We start from the raw sequence: 18,705 nt of genomic DNA on the forward strand, positions 1-18,705 counted from the left end.
TATTCAAAGGTGCTGATTAATATGAAAATATTAGAACCGGTTTTTAAGCCTCTCTTAATAAAACCATATCATCAATATAGAGAGAAGTTACTAAATTCTTTGATCAATAATAAAAGTAAAAACTACATTCTAATAAAAGCTCCTTCGGGATACGGTAAGAGCATTACTTTTAGTATGTATTTTAATACATTGAATGAACAAAAAGTATGGATTAGCTGCCCACAGAATTACTTTGATTTTGACACCTTCCTCAATCATCTAATCTATATTTTGTTCAAAACAATAAATCTGAAAATATTTGAAGATAATTCACAAAATACTATTTCTTTTTTTACTGAAGAAGAAAAGGTTGTTGAACTATTAAACGGTTTTTCAAGTTATACGAAAGAAATATTTATATTTGTTGATTCCTTCGAAAATGTTGTTTTTGAAGGGAAAAATGAAAATCTTCTTAAATTGTTATTAAATTTCATACCCCAAAACGTTCATTTTCTTTTTACTACTAACCAAGAGTTTCCAATCCCTTTAACAAAATTTGCTATGGCAAATAATGTTTACACTATTCAAGAAGAGGAACTGAAATTTTCTTTTGATGAACTTAAAAATTATATCAGCACAAAAAAAATTAACTTGTCAGAAGACAACTTGTTAGAGTTATACCAATTGACCGATGGGATACCCACTTTTATTAACATTTTATCCACATACATAGAGACAATAGACCTAAAAAAATATGATGCCCTTATAGATTCAGCAAAAAAAATAGATGAGTATATAAACTTACTCACCGAAGTCTTATCAGAAGATTTAAGAGAGTATTTGAAAATTTTCAGCTTAATGAATGAAATAGAGCCAAAGATTTGTAAAGCATATTTTAATATCAAAAGCGATGAAAAAATTCACGAGTCTTTTGAAAAGTTATACGATTTAAACATGTTAGAAAAAAAAGATCCGCATTATTACTATATGAACGAAATATTTCATCGAACGATCTCCAAAGGCGTTGGAGAAAGAGAAAAAAACGAGATATGCCAGACGCTTTTTAGCATATATCAAAAAGAGCATGATCACTATGGACAATTTCATTGCTTACTGAATATGAAAGATTTAGAAAAAGCCTATGACTTCTTTCTCAACCATTCTGAGTTATTGATAAAAGATTTTTCAATCATCAAAAAATGGTTAGATTTAATACCCACCTCTTTTTTCAGCAACAACATTGAATTGTACTATTACCGCGGCGTTATAGAAGAGAAATATTCCATGTTTGATGAAGCTCTTTCAGATTATAGGCTTGTAAAAGATAATATTCATAAAATTTCCAATAAAAGTATTCTTGAGAATATAGATACACAAATAATAGGAATTTACTGGCATCAGGAAAAATATGAAAAGGTCATCGAAATGGGAAATGAATTGTTAAAAAGTATACCAAATGAAAATTACCAGAGCTTAACTTCCTTGTACAATTTATTGGGAACCAGTTATTCTTATCTTTCAAAATTAGATGAAGGGAAACTGTATTTAAACAAGGCTATGGAATTATGTGAAAGATTCAATTATACAGAAATGAAACCTTGGCTTCTCAACAACCTTGCTTACAATATTTTTCTAATCGAAGGAAATTTAGAAAGTGCGGAAAATTTCTTTATTAAATCTTTAAAAAGCTTTGAGGATTCAAAAGATCTATACGGAAAGGCACTTTTAAATGCGAATCTTACCGATTTTTATATTGAAACACAAAAATATGACAAAGCTAAAGAGCATCTAAAAGCCTATGAAGATATCTACTTGGAAACTAAAAACATCGCTTACCTTCCCGTTTTAAAAATCTTGCAAGCCAAGCTAGAAGTAGAAAGAAACGAATTAAAATCTGCTCAAAAAAGTTTAATGGAAGCTGAAAATTACTACTCAAGATCAAAATTTCTTCAAGCAAATTATTACTTCGTCCAATCCCAGTATCTTTTAAAAAAAGGTGAACTTAAAGAATCTTTTTCAACAGTTGAAAAGGCAATAAAAATTGGCAAAACTATTTTCAACAAATATCAGATATTGAACTTTGAACTACAAAAAGTTCGATTATTGATACATTTAAAACAATTCGAAAAAGCCCTGTCATACATTGGAAAAATCATTCAGATAGCCAAAGAAGGGAAAGCAAAATTAATATTAACTCAGGCGTTACTCTTAAAATTATTTTTAAGTAAATCATTCAACTTGTCTTCTTATAATGAAGATTTAAAAACATTTAACGAGTTATTATCAGACAACAATTACCAGTTTATTCTACAAAAATATCCCGAAATAACGAGCTCAATTGAAGATCTCATAGAAGTTAATTCAGGTGTTAAAAGTCCTTCCTTAGATACTTCATTTAAATTGAGATTCGAAGACGCACAAGAAATCTCTTATCTTGAATCAAAAAAAGCTTTATACCCTAAAATCTATCTCTTTGGTGAATTTAGATTGGTATGTGGTGATAAGGTTTTGACTATGAGAAAGGTTAGAAATCAAAAAGCGTTAGAACTTTTTAAATTTTTAACCTTGAATTATGATCAATGGATTATTCAAGATGTCATAATTGAAAATTTCTGGCCAAATTTACCTTTTGAAAAAAGCCGTCAAAGCTTATATGTGGCGCTTCACGACATACGAAAGAGATTTCAAGAGTTTGGTTTGGTTGAGGAATACATACTTCAAAAAAATAAAAATTACAAATTCAATTCAAACAAAGTTTATTACTTGGATTACGAAGATTTTATTCTTCATTTTGAAGAAGGAAATAACTTGTTTAAAAACAAACAATACTTAAAAGCTAAAGAACATTATTTAAAGGCTAAAAAACTCTACTCCTATGGTCTTTTACCTTCCAATATTTACGACGATTGGGCAATCCCAAAGATAGAAGATGCTGAAAAATCTTATCTGTCAATACTAGCTATTTTGTATTCTTTAGAAAAGGAAAAAGACATTGAAATGGCAGAAAATTATTTAGACGAATACTTACGGATCGAACCTTTCGCCGACGAAATGAACATTGAATATATCAATCTTCTACTAAAAAAAGGTGAAAGAAAAAAGGCTTTGGATTATTACAAATATATCAACGAGTTGTACAAAAAAGAGTTAGGAACAGCTTTTAATTCAAAAGAAATAAGTTACTTCGTCAAAGAGTTCCAAATTTATTAATCCTCTCCAAAAAAGTTGTTTTAGATTTTTTTTAGATCTCTTTACTAAAATCTATTTAACAACTTTTTGTAAAAGGAGAGGATTTTAAATGAGAAAATTAAGTATGTTTTTTCTAATCTTGGCGATCGGTTTGCTCTTTGTAAGTTGCGCAACTTTACCAATCGATGGCAATGGCAATGGAGATGATATAACCAATCAAGTAGTTATAAACACATTCATTGGCACCGTTAGAGAAAGCGTGGAGTTTTTAGCTTATCAAGATGGGAAAGATGGAACCTGGAAAAAATTAAGTTCAACTAACGGCGTGTACACTTTTACCCCTGAATCAGTTGATGGAAATTTTAGCATCTATGCTGTCAACGAATGGTATGACTCTTGGAATGAGAAGTTTAACTATGACATTCAAATAATGAATCTCAACACCACTGAAGGAAAAGAAGTACCAATAACCTTTGGGTATTGGCCAGATACTTATGATGCTACATTAAATTTGAATTTTGGAAGTGATTTTATAGGGAAAAATGCTGGCACCTTTTACGGTACTATGCATGGATTTCCATGGTTTAACACAGTGGATGATTTAATATGGCAACTACCAAAGATCCCTGGCACCTATGATTTGGTAGTTTTAGCGGGAGATCAAGGGGATCATTATTCAAAAATATATATAGAAAGAGATAGAACAATAACAGCTGGTACTGACAACGAAGATATTTCATGGTCTGACTTCACAGACTTAACAACATACATTGCTACAACCACCACAGAAGATGCAGACGCATGGGGCGAATTGTTAGTAGGCGGAACAACCCCGGTGTTTACTTGGTATGGTGGTGATTCCCAGTTAAAAATCCCTCAATCTCTTTCAAGTTCAGATGACTTATATGCTCTATTTGTAGACCTTTATGATTGTGAAAATAACATTTATAAAGTATTTATAAAATATACAGACTATCCGTCCGATATTGAAATTTTGAACACCCTTCCTTCTAGTACCTGGGAAAAACCTGTCTTTTCAGAAAATACGTTCACATGGAATCAGTATGATCCCCAAATCAGCAATCATGAATTGAGATTTTATAATACCTCTTTAGCAAATACTGATTGGATTATAACTTGGGATATCGTATTATCCTCTGGTTGGTTGGGAAGTGCAAATTCATACGAATATGAAATACCCGATTTATCAGGTTTAGAAGGCTGGAACGCTTCATGGTATCCTGATAGTCAAGAGGTTGATTCATACCATGATTTTGAAGCAGTTTCAGGAACTGAAGATGATTTAACAAAATATTTAGACCCAATAGCAGGCATGGAAGAAAGTATAGTTAGTTATTAGCCCTCTTCTTTAAATAAAGTCAAAGTAAAAAACCATTTACCCCCGAAAAGTGTTAAAATTGAATTGTTCGGGGGTATTTTTTTGATTATCGAAAAAGGAGTTATAAAATGCAGATATGTTCAGCCTTTGAAAAATGTGGTGGATGTAATAAATTGAATATCAGTTACGACGAACAACTAAAAATAAAAGAGAACCGCGTTCTTTCGTTGTTTGATCAATACCAAATAAAGCCTAATAATTATCACGGTATTACGCCTTCTGTGGATATATATGGATACAGAAACAAAATGGAATACTCTTTTGGTAACGAAAACAAAGATGGTCCTCTCGTTTTGGGGTTAAGAGGAAAAGGTAAGAAGTTCGACGTCTATTACACAAAAGATTGTAAGTTAGTGGATGATGATTTCAACAACATCGTTTGGCAAACAAGAGAATTTTTCTTAAAAAAGAACATACCTTTTAGAAATTACAAAAACCACTCAGGTTTCCTTAGAAATTTAGGAATCCGAAAAGGATTAAAAACTGGGGAAATACTTTTAAACTTGGTCACTTCCTTAGATAATACTTACTATCAAGAAGTAGAAACATGGAAAGAAGAAATGTTGAACACTAACTTAAAAGGAAATATAGTTTCCATAATTCAAAGTAAGACTGAATCTAAAGCCAACGTTGTCAAAGCAGATGAAATGGAAATATTATACGGCAGAGATTATTTTTACGAAAAAATTTTTAATTTAACTTTCAAAATAGGTCCATTCTCTTTCTTTCAAACAAACACAAAAGGAGCAGAGGTTTTATACCAAACTGCTTTATCTTATGCAGAAAATTCAGATGTTGTATATGACTTTTATTCTGGAACGGGCACAATATCCTTATTACTTGCAAATAAGGCTAAAAAAGTCTATGGAATAGAAATTGTAAAAGAAGCGGTAGAGGCAGCCAAGCAAAACGCCATATTAAATAATATCAACAACGTAGAATTCGTAAATAAAGATGTAAAAGATTTTGTTAAGCAACAAAGCGGCACCGAAAAACCTGATTATATTGTGGTGGACCCACCAAGAGCTGGATTACATCCAAATCTTATAAAATTCATAAAAACTCAGCAATTTAATAAAATTATCTATATCTCATGTAACCCTAAAACTTTAATACCCAATTTAAAAGAATTATCCGATCTCTACACAATCTCAGATTTTCATCTGGTAGATATGTTCCCACACACTGACCACGTTGAGTCAGTAGTATTGATGACGAGAATATAAGCCTTGATATTACTGGGTTTGCTGGATTATATTTAACTTGTTTACTCGACTAAGGTACTAAAATGGGTACACAATATATTTGAAATTACTTTGATTCACGCTCATATAACTTTAGGATCCATATGAACTACAAAGGCAGAAAAATAGACGTTTAAAGAGAATTTAACCAAATAATTATTTTAGCAAGAATCTAAGCCTTGTACATTTGATAATTTTTAAATAATGTAAGAAATAGGGGGATGATTGAAGTGGACAAAACAAAAAATATTTTGAACTACTGGTATAATTTAGAGTTTTTTTCACCGTTTTGGCCTATAAAAACACATGAGACACTTCAAATAACTAAACCAAGTAAGAAATTACCTTGGATTATAAAGGATGATTCTAGATACATTTATGATATCTATTTAGGCAAAATCAAATCTCAAGATTTGATTGACGCCATGTTAGATTCTATCGGTGAGAAAGATGATTCAATAGAAAAAGATAGTTCACTGTCATGCATCTGTGCGCTTAAATTAGCATCGGACGGGACCTACATAGAGAATTCTTTTTCAGTTGCTCCTTTTGTGTGGGCAGTTGCTAAAATAATTACAGAGAAGAATTTGAGAACAAATTTGAGTACTGTTGAAATAGTTAAGCTGAACAATGAAATGAATGATGTCTTAATATCTGTCGAAAAGAAACTCGAATACAAGGATTTGAAAGTTATTTATACTAAAATTATGAAAAAGATATTGCTTAATTTACCCAATAGTCTTTTTTGCGCCATTATAAATAAAAAGTTTACTAAAAGGAACAATGAAGAAAATGACAATGACACTAATATCGCTATGTTATCAAGTTTTTATGTCTCGGATATTGATATGATTAGACGCAAAGTTCAAAAAGAGGACAAAATTACAAATTATATTGAATCGCTTAATAACCCCAAAATGAGCCGTGTAGAGATAGATGTTGATGTTTCTCAAATGAAAAAATGGTTACTACCTGAAAAATTTCCTCTAGGAAAATGGCCTTCGATTTATAGCCCATGCCTGATGCAGCAAATAGCAATCAATATAGGAATATCAGATGAAGAACAACTTGAAAATATCTTTTCAGTAAATGGCCCGCCAGGGACAGGGAAAACTACTCTCCTGAAAGAAATAATCGCCTCATATGTTGTGGATAGGGCAATATTGCTTAGTAATTACCAAAATCCGGATGAAGCTTTTGAAAAATGTCGGTTTGCTTCTAATGAAAGTAAATATTTAAAATACTATTATCAGCCTACATCTGAGCTAAATAAGTATGGTATTATCGTGGCATCAAACAATAATGCTGCGGTCGAAAATATATCCAGAGAGTTACCTATTGCCGAAGATGTAAAAAAAAGTAATTCAGGATTGTTTGATATTAATGAAAACATGGAGATTTATTTTTCCGATATTGCTAAAACACTTATGGCTACCGGTCAAGAATGCTGGGGATTGATTTCTGCACGTTTGGGTAAAAAATCAAATATTAAGGAACTAAAACAAGCTCTTTGGTTTAATAAGGAAAATGTTAATTTACAACAGCTATATAAAGGGGAATTGCCTAACTGGAAAGAAGCTAAGCGTATCTTTAAAAATAAATATAAAGAAGTTTTATACTACCGTAAAGAGATAGAAAATGCAGTTGAAAAAACTAATAAACATAAACAAATTCTCCAAGAATATGATAATGTAAAAGATGTGATGTCTACGGCAAAAGAAAGAATAATTGCACAGGAAGATTTGATTAATCAAAAAATCAAGGAACATGAAAGTGTTAAGCTTCAATTTGAAGTGCTAATAGAAAATAAAAAACTTCTAAAAAGTAAGCTTTCTTTTTTTAAAAGGATGTTTTCATTCCTCTTTAGAAAAGATCCTATTATATCGCAGCTTAAACAAACAAAACAAGAGTTAAATGCAGTGAAAATAAAACTTACAGATATTAACTTGGAATTAAGTCGTTTGAAAGTACAATTGGATAAAACGATAGCTGATTATTCCGCTGCAAAAAGACATTTTAAAGAAAAAGAAAAAGCATATATGAATAGTTGCGAGTTAATGAAAAAATATAAAGAACAGTTTGGTAACAACTTTGCCGATGAGAAATTCTGGGAAAATATACCGAATAATGAAAGTTCACAAATGGCATGTCCATGGACTGATAAAAACTACGATACCCTTCGGGAAGAGCTTTTTTACTATGGTTTAATGTTGCAAAAAGCATTTATCTTAAACTCAAAAGCTGTGAAACAAAATATCAGTTGCCTTATAAATATGTGGAACGGAAGCTTTTCAGAGAAGGATAAAGTATCAAGCTATGCACACCTTTTAAACACGTTATTTTTAGTTATACCTGTCCTGTCAACTACCTTCGCTTCGGTAGAGACATTTTTAAAATACATAGATAAGAATGAATTAGGGACTTTGATAATTGATGAGGCAGGACAAGCTACTCCCCATTCAGCGCTAGGAGCTTTATGGCGTACAAGAAAAGCTATTATTGTGGGAGATCCACTGCAGGTAGAACCGGTGGTAACTGTACCCAAAGAACTTTCAAAAAAATTTGCTGAAGAATTCGAAATTCCAGATCAATATAAAGTACAAGAACTTTCTGTTCAAATATTAGCTGACAGTATAAATCCATACGGAGGGTATCGTGAGTTTTCCAACGAAAAGATGTGGCTTGGATGTCCACTCGTAATACATAGAAGATGCATAGATCCTATGTTTTCAATTTCCAACGAAATAGCATATAACAACAGAATGTTCAAGCAATCAGCAGTGCCAAAACCAGATTTATTGCTGTCAATTAAAGAGTCTGTATGGATAGATATTAAAGGTAAAGAAAAAGGGGGCAGAGATCACTTTGTGCCCGAGCAAGGAGATAAAGCAATCGAAATGGTTCTTAATGCATTTAGATTAAACAACGTTTTCCCTAGTTTGTATGTCATTAGTCCTTTTAAATCTGTTATCCAACATATGAAAAGGTTACTTAAAGAATCAATTTATAATAATTATCAAGGGTATTATAAAAAAAGTCACATTGATAATTGGATTGAGATATCCTGTGGGACTGTGCATACATTTCAAGGTAAAGAAGCGAATGAGGTTATACTCATTCTTGGTTGCGACGAAAAGAGTGGAAGTGGAGCCGGACAATGGGCAGGAAAAAAGCCAAATATACTTAACGTTGCCGTGACAAGAGCAAAATACAGGATTGCAATTATTGGCGATAGCAATTTGTGGAGAAAAGTTCCTAATTTTGATATTGCATATAAAATTTTAAGTAAAGAATAGAATAACTGTCAATACTTAATGCAAAATAGCTATGGAAACATTCCCAAGAACGAACGAATCAAGGCATACGTATTCAAATAAACTGCCGCTTGTGCTAATCTTATCCTGGTAGTAAGATAATATAATATTAAAATTAATTCGAAAAAGGAGAATTCGATATATATGCTTATAGAAGATAAAGCAATAGTATTGTTTCAAGGAGACAGCGTAACTGATGCAGGTCGAGATTATAACAACGATACTGACCTTGGCTTGGGTTATCCTATGATAACGGCATCGTGGATATCAGCTGCATGTCCTGCAAAAAACATTAGGTTTATAAACAAAGGAGTAAGCGGTAACAGGGTGAAAGATTTAAAGGAACGTTGGATGAGGGACTGTATAGCCTTAAAACCCACCTGGGTATCCATACTCATCGGTATTAATGATTGCTGGCGACGTTATGATAGCGATGACCCAACATCGGTAGAAAAGTTTGAGTCAGATTATCGTTATATTTTGCAAGAAGTGAAAACACAACTGAACGCTAACCTGATAATATGTGAACCTTTTGTTTTCCCTGTGATAGAAGACCAAGTCAAATGGAGAGAGGACTTAGATCTCAAAGTACACGCCGTGCGTAAGCTAGCTAGAGAATTCAATGCCATATTTATACCGTTAGAGGGTATATTTGCTCAGGCAGCAGCACAAAGGGATCCCGTCTTTTGGCTCCCCGATGGCGTACATCCGTCCCTGTGCAGGACATGCACTTATAGCTCAATCCTGGCTGCGAGCTGTGGAAGCATTGTGAAGGGCTCGCTAAAATCCATGGAATTACTTCGCTCGTAGATGGTGACTTTCCCAATATAGTTTCTCCTAAGGATACCTGGAAACGACTGATTTTTAATAATCCAAAGCTTACAACTTGAAAAAACTATTACTCCGTCCGATAACCATCCTTTAGGCATAACGTTTCCGCTTGCAGCCATTTCATGTGATAAAATATTTCCAGAGAAAGGCAATTTAAAATATGCAGGGTTGAGAACTTTCGGAATAAACATTATTAATTCGTTTGCGATGGAGCAGCGATAGTGAAAGCTATGGAAATTACCATGCATATCATGGCACGAGTAGTTCATACGTACTTTTATGCAATGGCGTGTCAATGTGGGAAAGATGTTGCTAAAAATGGGATAAATGTGTCGAGATATAAAAATGCAATAAACTATTGCGGCAAATCTAAAATATAAAGCTTACTGAAGGAGGAACTAAACCACCATGATTAAATTCAACTTAATCGAAAATGAGGAGATTTTTACAAGAGACTTTAGATCATTCACTATGAACAACGAAATAGACTTTCCCTCTACTGAAGAAATTGTTGTAATTTATGGCCCCAATGGAACTGGGAAGACCTGTTTTGTCAAGGTTTTAGCTGGAGCAAAAGGTACTAAATTAAAGTTTGAGATGGATGGAGTTACATACAGTTCAGGTTCTACAGTATTTCATGTCATTAATGACCAGAATAACAGAAATATTATCGCTGGCGAAACGAAAGACTTCTTCCTTGGTGACAACATAAAAAAGGAACTTGAACTGCAGAAGTACTTAGCCGAAGGCCGTGAAAAAATTATAGGCGAGATCATACAGAAATTAAAATCAAATCACGGAATTTCTGCTGCAAACAGTCCCTTGCTTTCACTTATAACTAATACTGATATTGCTGAAATCCTAAAGGATATAGTTAATAGCAAGTCAAAAGGTGCAAAATATTCAACTGAGGTAATAATTAATAAATTTGCTTCTCTTACATTTGAAAGCATTACTTTAAGTGATGAACAACAAGCAAAACTGACATTTTTAAAATCTGATTATGCAAGCAAAGATTCTCTAATCCAACAAATCGAACAACTAGGATCAAAAACACTTAACTCGAATCCTAATGTTCACGAAATCGAAGAGAATACGGAAGCTATTGGCATACTTAATCGTTTCCATAAGGATCAATGTATAGTTTGTGATACCACTGGCATTGACTGGCAGGCATTGCTGGCGGCTAAAAAGAATAATCGTGCAAAAGTCTTTGAAGCGATCGATAAAGATATTCAACCACTCATTGAAAAAATTATTTCTTTAGTACCTGCTTCCGACCCATTTAACATCAAAGTTATGTTGCTAGATGCAATTAGCAATGGTACGAAAAGAAACATAGACTCACTGATATCGGATTTTAAAACCATTAAAGGAATATTTGAACGTTTGGTTATTAACGAATTATCAGCGGTTTTTGACAATAGTGATTTGCCAGCAAAAATGAAAGAATATCAAGAATTGATAGATGAAAGACCCGAAATTTCTGAAGAAGATATGATTTATATTGAAGAAATAATCGGTAATAGCATGAATAAAAAGCTTTCACTGGAACGCGACGAAAATAAAAATCTACGCATTACGTTATCCAACAATGAATTTTTGGGTAAAGCGCGCGGTGAATTGCCACTAAGCACAGGTGAGCAAAATTTTCTGTCATTAACATTTGAGTTTTTAAAAGCTAAAAATTCAGCTTGCCCTATTGTTGTTATTGATGACCCTATTTCAAGTTTTGATTCAATATACAAGAATAAAGTTGTATATGCTATTGTAAAAATGCTTCATCATAAAAAACGAATTATTTTAACTCATAACACAGACTTGCTCCGCTTGCTTGACAGTCAATACAAAAGATGTTACAAGCTGTATTTGATGAATAATACTGATGGGGAAGAAAACGGTTTTATTCCACTTAATAGCCAAGAACAAGAAATGTTAATTAGCCTTGAAAAATTGCTTGCCACATTCAGGGGACCCATTTTCAATTGTATCCAAGATATGAATATTTTTCTCATCTCGATGGTGCCATTTATGCGAGGATATGCAAACATCATCAATAAGGAAACATTGACAGAAAAATTAACTCAGTTGATGCATGGCTATAAGGATGTAAAAGTAGATATTGCCAAAGCTTACATTGAGTTATTTGGAAATAAGGATGGTGTAATACCAGATACCTATGAGGTATCAGTTCCAGATATTTTAAGCAAAACAGTGGATGGTGTAAACATTTTAGATAATTCTAAATATCCTTTATTAGATAAAACTTTACGACATTCGTTCACATACCTATTTTTACGGCTTTTAGTCGAAAAGAAGCTTGTCGAAAAATTTAAAATAGATACCGATCAAAACAAACAGTTAGGTCAAATTATAAATGCGGCTTACCCTGATGAAAAGGATAATGCTCAAATACGTGATAGAATTAGACTGACATCTAAGAAGACTTTGATAAACGAGTTTAACCATTTTGAAGGAAATTTAAGTATTTTTCAACCTGCAATCGATATAACGGACCAAGCTCTTAATAAGGAGAGGGTGGATATCACTAATTTTGTAAACAGCTTATAAAAATTAATACATTAAAATGCTATAATATTTCTTCTCTTCGAGTGGTTGCTGTCGAAAAAATGTTTAAAATAAAGGTTCCCAAATTCTAGAATATGAAATTATTGCAAGAGGTATATAATATATTTGATGCTACAAAGGTTTTTGGTTCTGTTACTTAGTAGAGGATAATTTTTAACAAGTGAAACTGTTATATCTTGTAAAAATTTGATGCATCATTGATGATTTTGAAAAACAATTTACTACAAAAATATATATAAGAATTCATTGAAATTCGTTGCCTTATCTGAACTCTGAGATACCCTACTTCTCAATCTAATTAACAGCGAAATTAGAGTCAGAATGTGAGGGGGCACAAATTATGGGTAAGGGTAATACAATTAAAAATCTATTGCAAAATTCTATTGCTGCCTATTTTGCTGCTATTGAGATACATAATAAGCCTAATATTACTTATCGTTACGAAACAACTACCTTGCTGCTCATAAATGCATGGGAATTAATATTAAAAGCTTTTATAAGAAAATATGTGAAAAGCAAATCCATTTTTGAAAATAATGACCATACAATCTCTTTTAATAAAGCAGTTAAATATGTAAATGATTATTTGAACAAGAAAAAAGCAAATAGTTTTGCCGCTGTTAAGAAAAATCTATGCATCATAGAAGAGTATAGAAATAAAATTGTGCACTTCTATCAAGAACCTCTCGAGATGCTAATTTTTTCACTGATTTCGCGTTGTGCATTAAATTACGTTGAATTTGTTAAGGAGCATTTTTCGAGAGACATAATAGCTGAACAAGGTTTATTCATTATGCCTCTAGGATTTAAACAACCATTCAGACCTGAAGATTTTTTATCTAAAAAAGCAATAGATAACGTTTCTTCTAAGGAAGGAAAGGATTTCATAGATAACATCGTAAAAGTAATCGAAGATCTGAAGGATCAAAATATTGAGGATTCAATTGTTTTACCTTTTAATGTTTATATAGAGAACGTTAAAAAAATAACTAACAGTGATGTATTAATTGCATTAACACCACCAGATCAAGCAGACGCGAAATTAGTAAAAGTGACCAAATATCAGCCAGTGAACGATCCTGACGCCCAGAAAGTACATTTATCCGATGAAGAGTTTATTAATAAATATCCTTTAAAGTACTATGATGTATGGCATATATGTAAAGAAAAAATTCAAGGTTTTAAAAAAAATCCAGATTTTAATAATATTATGAATAATAAAATAAAAAAAGACCCAACCTTAAGTTATAAGCGAAAACTTGACCCTAAGAACGAGAGATCATCCTCACAATATTTCTATTCCGAATTGGTGATAGATGAAATAAAAAAAGAATATAATCAAAGTAATGAACACCATACTCAACTTTATTCTTAACTTTGACATTTGAGCCTGTTTTTTTAATAAACTGAATGTAAAAAAGTGAATTTGTAGGGGTAAAATACCTATTTTCTTCTTAGCAACATTTTTGAAAAGCAGAAAAAGTTGAAAACACTGTTTTCAATTATTCATGCCTGCTTTAAGATGCCCGCCTTTTTGTAATTGTCAAACTCAGGAAAATATTGGTGTAGTGCACGAGTTTTTGATATCCACATAATCCAGATTGTCAAGCCTTTATCAAATCTTTTCACTCAAGTATTCAAAGAGAGTTTGTGTCTTCGAATATCGAAGTGCCCAATGCTGAAAAGGCCTGGCATTTGTCAAGAGGAGAGGAAGGTGAAAACTAATGGGAATCGGAATTTTCTTTAATGTACCTGCCCATGGACATATTAACCCAACACTGCCAATAGTAAATGAGCTGGTGAAAAGAGGAGAAACAATCATATATTACAGTACTGAAGCATTCAGAGAAAAAATTGAAAAAGCAGGGGCAAAATATAAGCCTTACAGTTTCTCTCTTACTCAAGGTCTAACATCAGGCGGTAATTTTGTAAAGCTGGCAAGAATGCTGTTAAAAGCCACAGAAGAGGTAATGTCCAAAGAAATGAAATATATTAGAAAATTGCAGCCTGATTACATCATCCATGATTCCATGTGTCCTTGGGGCAAGTATATAGCAAAGCATCTTGGAATAAAGGCTATAAATACGACATCTACCTTTGTGTTATCACGGGAGACAACCAATAAAGCCGATGGATTTAGAAAGAAAATTTTAAAAATGGCGGTTGAAGTAGGTATAGGCCAAATTTTTGATATCGTTTCGATAAAAAGAAGATTAAAAGTAGAATATGGAGTAGACAGCAAAATAATGGATCTTTTCCGCAACCAAGAAGATTTAAATATTATATTCACATCTTTACAATTTCAGCCGGATGGAGCTAAGCTTGGTAATAAGTTTGCATTCATAGGCCCGTCAATTTACGACAGGAAGGATGTCCCGGATTTTTCATTTGAAAATATTGGAGACAGGAAGCTTGTCTATATCTCTTTAGGCACTATTGCAAATGAAAGACTGGATTTTTACAGAGAATGTATAAAAGCATTTTCTAAGTCGGAATTCAATGTATTGATTTCCATAGGCAGCAAAGTAAATAAAAAAGAATTCGGAGTCGTACCCTCCAATATTTATATTGAGAACTATGTTCCCCAGATAGAAGTTTTAAAAAGAGCCAGTTTGTTTATATCCCACGGTGGAATGAACAGTGTGAATGAAGCCCTTTATTTCGGGGTGCCTCTATTGATTTTGCCCCAGCAATCCGAGCAGGTCATGGTTGCCAAAAGAGTTGAGGAATTGGGCGCGGGGATATGTATTACAAAAAAGGAAATCGATTCTGAATATCTATTTAAAAAGTCTGTTTACATTATGGAGAACAGATCATTTTATGAAAGTGCAAGAAAAATAAGTGAGGATTTTCAAGAGGCTGGAGGGTATAAAACTGGAGCTGATGTTATATTAAATTATGTTATGGAAAGTGAAGCTTAAGTAGGGAGGAAAGGATGATGAAGTCGAAACGATTAATCTTAGTCTCATTAATGCTAGTTTTTATTCTCTCCGCGATTGGAATGGCGGCTAACGCTTCCAATAACGACCGGGATTCTCAAGATACAGAAGGTTCCATAATGCAATCTCAACCCATGCCGCTGGTTATCGCCTTGCATGGTGGAGGGGGAAGTGGGTCCGAAATGGTCGAAACAACCCAGGGTGGTTTTAATATGTTGGCAGACGAGGGGGAATAGTATATGGCAAGGGTTACGGCAGTTAATATAAGCCAGGAGAAAGGAGTGATAAAGGAGCCGATACCTTTGGGGTATTTCAAGGAAAACCACGGCCTGATGGGGGATGCCCATGCTGGAAAATGGCATAGACAAGTGAGCCTCTTAGGCCAGGAAAGTATTGATAAGATTGCTGCACTGGGCATCGAAGGCCTTAGTGCGGGAAAATTTGCCGAGAACCTCACGACAGAGGGTATAGATTTATATAAATATCCCGTAGGGACAAGGCTCAGGATAGGCGAGACAGTAATGGAAATCAGTCAGATAGGCAAAAAATGTCATACAAAATGTGCAATCTTTGAGCAGGTGGGTGTCTGCGCTATGCCCCTTGAAGGGGTGTTCACAAAGGTAATAAAGGGTGGATATATACGTCCCGGAGATGAGATAGAAGTCTTGGAATAATTCAGGGTCTTTTCTATTGCGGTCTTTCTGTTAAAATGAATGTAACCAATACTCCTGGCAGATTTTTAGTACCATTTTTAAGTTTCACATCCATACATATTATACGAGGGAGATTTTTATATGTTTAAAAAACAGAAGAAACAGGAACGGTTTGTCATTAAAGAAGAACAATCATTAGGATTAGGTGCTATTTATATCGTTGTTGATACTCAAACTGGAGTTAATTATTTAATGAATACTGGTATTGGGCCAAAGGGTATTACACCGTTATTAGATTCAGATGGTAAAGTAATTGTTGACAAGTTAGGAATAAAGCAATGACGCATATAGAGGCAGTCTGTCTGCTCCCACTTCTGGCGCCGAAACTTCGAGTCAAGTCCGTGGCATTGGTGTCAAGGATTGAGGAATAGAAGGATTGTAAATGACTCGTTAAGTTTGTTTATTTGCTTGTTTGCTTGTTTGTTTGTTTGTTGGATATATACGAAACTTGTATGTTTTTAACATCCTAATTCAATCATATAATTGTATACTATAATTATACCAAGACTTAAAACAGTTTTCATTTCTCCAATAAATTGGAAAAGGTTCTTGTTGGATTCTCATAAAGCAACCTTTGATTTACGCATACTTGAACCAATCTTTTGTATTATTTGCAATCTTTACGAGCATCAACATAACAGGTACCTCAGTTAGAACACCCACTATGGTAGCAAGAGCGGCAGGACTTTGTGTACCGAAAAGAGAGATTGCAACAGCAACAGCAAGTTCAAAGAAATTTGACGCACCGATCATACTGGCTGGTGCCGCAATATTATGCGGCAGCTTTAATGCCTTACTTGAAAAATAAGCAATGAAAAAAACAAGGAATGTCTGTATGATCAGGGGTATTGCAATCAAAATTATGTGTAGAGGGTTAGCAAGAATAACATCGCCCTGGAATGAAAAAATGATGACTAAGGTTAAAAGAAGTCCAATGGTTGTGACATTTCCAAACTTCGGAATAAATTGGTTCTGAAGATATTCTAGACCATGCTTACGGGTGATATAGTTGCGAGTTATCACTCCACCTACAAGTGGAATGACAACGAACAAAACTACCGAGAGAATTAACGTGTCCCATGGAATAGATACTCCTCCTACACCAAGCAGAAATGCTACGATCGGAGTGTAAGCAACAAGGATAATCAAATCATTAGTTGCAACCTGCACAACAGTATATGCTGCATTGCCATTTGTTAGATGACTCCATACGAATACCATTGCAGTACATGGAGCAGCTCCCAAAAGGATGGCACCTGCCAGATACTCCTTAGCTAGCTCTGGGGGGATAAGTGCTTTGAAAATCACAAAGAAAAACAACCAGGCGATTCCGAACATGGTAAAAGGCTTGATCAACCAGTTTATAATCCATGTTAAAAATAACCCTTTTGGATTTTTGCCTACATTCTTAATACTTTGAAAATCGACCTTCAACATCATCGGATAGATCATGAGCCAGATGAGTATGGCAATCGGTATGGATACATTGGCATACTCGAAGCGTCCGAGAAACGCAGGAATTTCAGGAAGATACCTACCAATCAGTACACCTGCAATCATGCACAAGATAACCCACACTGTTAGATATTTTTCAAAAAAACTGATCCCTGTATTTTCGCTTTTTTTCATATAACCACCCTTCACATTCTATTTGATTTTTTGCAAAATCTTTAGGACCACTACGACTTATAAAAGCTCGCCATAATAGATGGCATTTCAGTCAAACTTTGACTGCTCTTCTTTCAATAAAATAATGTTAATATCAAATAATTTCAATGTGTTTTTCTGCTTTAAAGTTATCATTAGATGGTTTGGTTTTGCAGCATTTGTTACCATTTGCAACCGCTTTAGGGGTTGTCAGCTTTTTTAGCAAAGTAGCCGCATAGGCACTGCCCTTTTCACTAATTGTGTAGTACGTCCATTTCCCTTCCTTCCTGCTCTCTACAACACCTGATTCAACCAGAATCTTCATATGGTAGGAAAGTCCCGACTGCCCCAAATTCAACTGTTCTTGCAAAACACAAGCGCATTTTTCACCGCTGCGCAGTAGGTGAAGTATTCTCAAACGTGTTTCATCGCAAAACGCTTTAAATACTTTTGCCTGTTCTTCATAAACAGTTGCCAAAATATCACCTCATATCAAAATTATTTGATATGATACTATTATATACATCATATCAAATTTTGTCAATGTGTTTGAAAATTTTTTGAAGTGGCGACACTTTTGAAAAGCAGAAAAAGTTAAAAACATTTTTTTAATCATTCATAGCTGTTTTAACTATGCTTAAGAAAAAGGTTTCTTATAATCGAATATCTTATTGTTTATTTCTATCATGGCTTAAAGAATTTTCTATAAGTTACTTGTTTTTATTCACTTCTTAATATAAACTATTATATGATATAAAAAAATTCTTGAAAAAGGGACAAAATAAAATGGGATAAAGTAGGGACACGTACAGTTGTTCTCAGATAAAAAGGAGAGAGAAATCTCTCCAAGTTAGTTGGCAG

13 protein-coding genes and 1 pseudogene are annotated in these 18,705 nt (G+C 33.5%); 11 read left to right on the forward strand and 3 right to left on the reverse strand.

Features of this window, described 5'->3' with window-relative positions:
- Window positions 1–21 precede the first annotated feature (21 nt).
- From X926_RS00620 to X926_RS00670, 11 genes and pseudogenes are all read left to right on the forward strand, one after another.
- Window positions 22–3,189 carry a hypothetical protein gene (locus X926_RS00620; RefSeq protein ID WP_103064572.1) on the forward strand — a complete coding sequence of 1,056 codons (3,168 nt, stop codon included), beginning with the start codon at window positions 22–24 and terminating at the stop codon, window positions 3,187–3,189.
- 88 nt (window positions 3,190–3,277) lie between these two features.
- On the forward strand, window positions 3,278–4,528 hold the full coding sequence (locus X926_RS00625; RefSeq protein WP_103064573.1) for a hypothetical protein: 1,251 nt from the start codon (window positions 3,278–3,280) through the stop codon (window positions 4,526–4,528).
- A gap of 107 nt (window positions 4,529–4,635) precedes the next feature.
- Window positions 4,636–5,793 carry a 23S rRNA (uracil(1939)-C(5))-methyltransferase RlmD gene (rlmD, locus tag X926_RS00630; protein WP_103064574.1) on the forward strand — a complete coding sequence of 386 codons (1,158 nt, stop codon included), beginning with the start codon at window positions 4,636–4,638 and terminating at the stop codon, window positions 5,791–5,793.
- Between the two features lie 248 nt (window positions 5,794–6,041).
- Entirely contained in the window at window positions 6,042–9,107 is a 3,066-nt protein-coding gene (locus X926_RS00635; protein WP_158245159.1) for an ATP-binding protein, read from the forward strand.
- A gap of 162 nt (window positions 9,108–9,269) precedes the next feature.
- Window positions 9,270–9,897 (forward strand): annotated as a pseudogene (locus X926_RS00640) (SGNH/GDSL hydrolase family protein).
- 467 nt (window positions 9,898–10,364) lie between these two features.
- Window positions 10,365–12,527: an AAA family ATPase gene (locus tag X926_RS10110; RefSeq protein ID WP_158245160.1), complete on the forward strand. Its 2,163-nt coding sequence runs from the start codon at window positions 10,365–10,367 to the stop codon at window positions 12,525–12,527.
- Window positions 12,528–12,885: 358 nt separating this feature from the next.
- Window positions 12,886–13,920, forward strand: a complete 1,035-nt coding sequence (locus X926_RS00650) for a DUF3644 domain-containing protein (RefSeq protein ID WP_103064576.1) — start codon at window positions 12,886–12,888, stop codon at window positions 13,918–13,920.
- 349 nt (window positions 13,921–14,269) lie between these two features.
- Complete coding sequence (locus X926_RS00655) at window positions 14,270–15,466, forward strand: macrolide family glycosyltransferase (protein ID WP_103064577.1); 1,197 nt, start codon at window positions 14,270–14,272, stop codon at window positions 15,464–15,466.
- A 17-nt stretch (window positions 15,467–15,483) separates the two neighbouring features.
- A complete protein-coding gene (locus X926_RS00660; protein ID WP_103064578.1) occupies window positions 15,484–15,720 on the forward strand; it encodes a hypothetical protein in 237 nt (78 codons plus the stop codon).
- 3 nt (window positions 15,721–15,723) lie between these two features.
- Window positions 15,724–16,158, forward strand: a complete 435-nt coding sequence (locus tag X926_RS00665; protein WP_103064579.1) for an MOSC domain-containing protein — start codon at window positions 15,724–15,726, stop codon at window positions 16,156–16,158.
- Between the two features lie 120 nt (window positions 16,159–16,278).
- Complete coding sequence (locus tag X926_RS00670; RefSeq protein ID WP_103064580.1) at window positions 16,279–16,479, forward strand: DUF6440 family protein; 201 nt, start codon at window positions 16,279–16,281, stop codon at window positions 16,477–16,479.
- Window positions 16,480–16,587: 108 nt separating this feature from the next.
- Here the strand turns inward: X926_RS00670 and X926_RS10385 are convergent, their stop codons facing one another.
- The 3 genes from X926_RS10385 to X926_RS00685 all read right to left on the reverse strand — a co-directional run bounded on the left by X926_RS10385 (window position 16,588) and on the right by X926_RS00685 (window position 18,322).
- Window positions 16,588–16,662 carry a helix-turn-helix domain-containing protein gene (locus X926_RS10385; protein WP_103064638.1) on the reverse strand — a complete coding sequence of 25 codons (75 nt, stop codon included), beginning with the start codon at window positions 16,660–16,662 and terminating at the stop codon, window positions 16,588–16,590.
- Window positions 16,663–16,776: 114 nt separating this feature from the next.
- Complete coding sequence (gene arsB / locus X926_RS00680) at window positions 16,777–17,826, reverse strand: ACR3 family arsenite efflux transporter (protein WP_103064581.1); 1,050 nt, start codon at window positions 17,824–17,826, stop codon at window positions 16,777–16,779.
- A 133-nt stretch (window positions 17,827–17,959) separates the two neighbouring features.
- Window positions 17,960–18,322 carry a helix-turn-helix transcriptional regulator gene (locus X926_RS00685; protein WP_103064582.1) on the reverse strand — a complete coding sequence of 121 codons (363 nt, stop codon included), beginning with the start codon at window positions 18,320–18,322 and terminating at the stop codon, window positions 17,960–17,962.
- Window positions 18,323–18,705 lie beyond the last annotated feature (383 nt).

Source organism: Petrotoga sp. HWHPT.55.6.3 (genome assembly GCF_002895495.1).
GTDB lineage: Bacteria > Thermotogota > Thermotogae > Petrotogales > Petrotogaceae > Petrotoga > Petrotoga mobilis.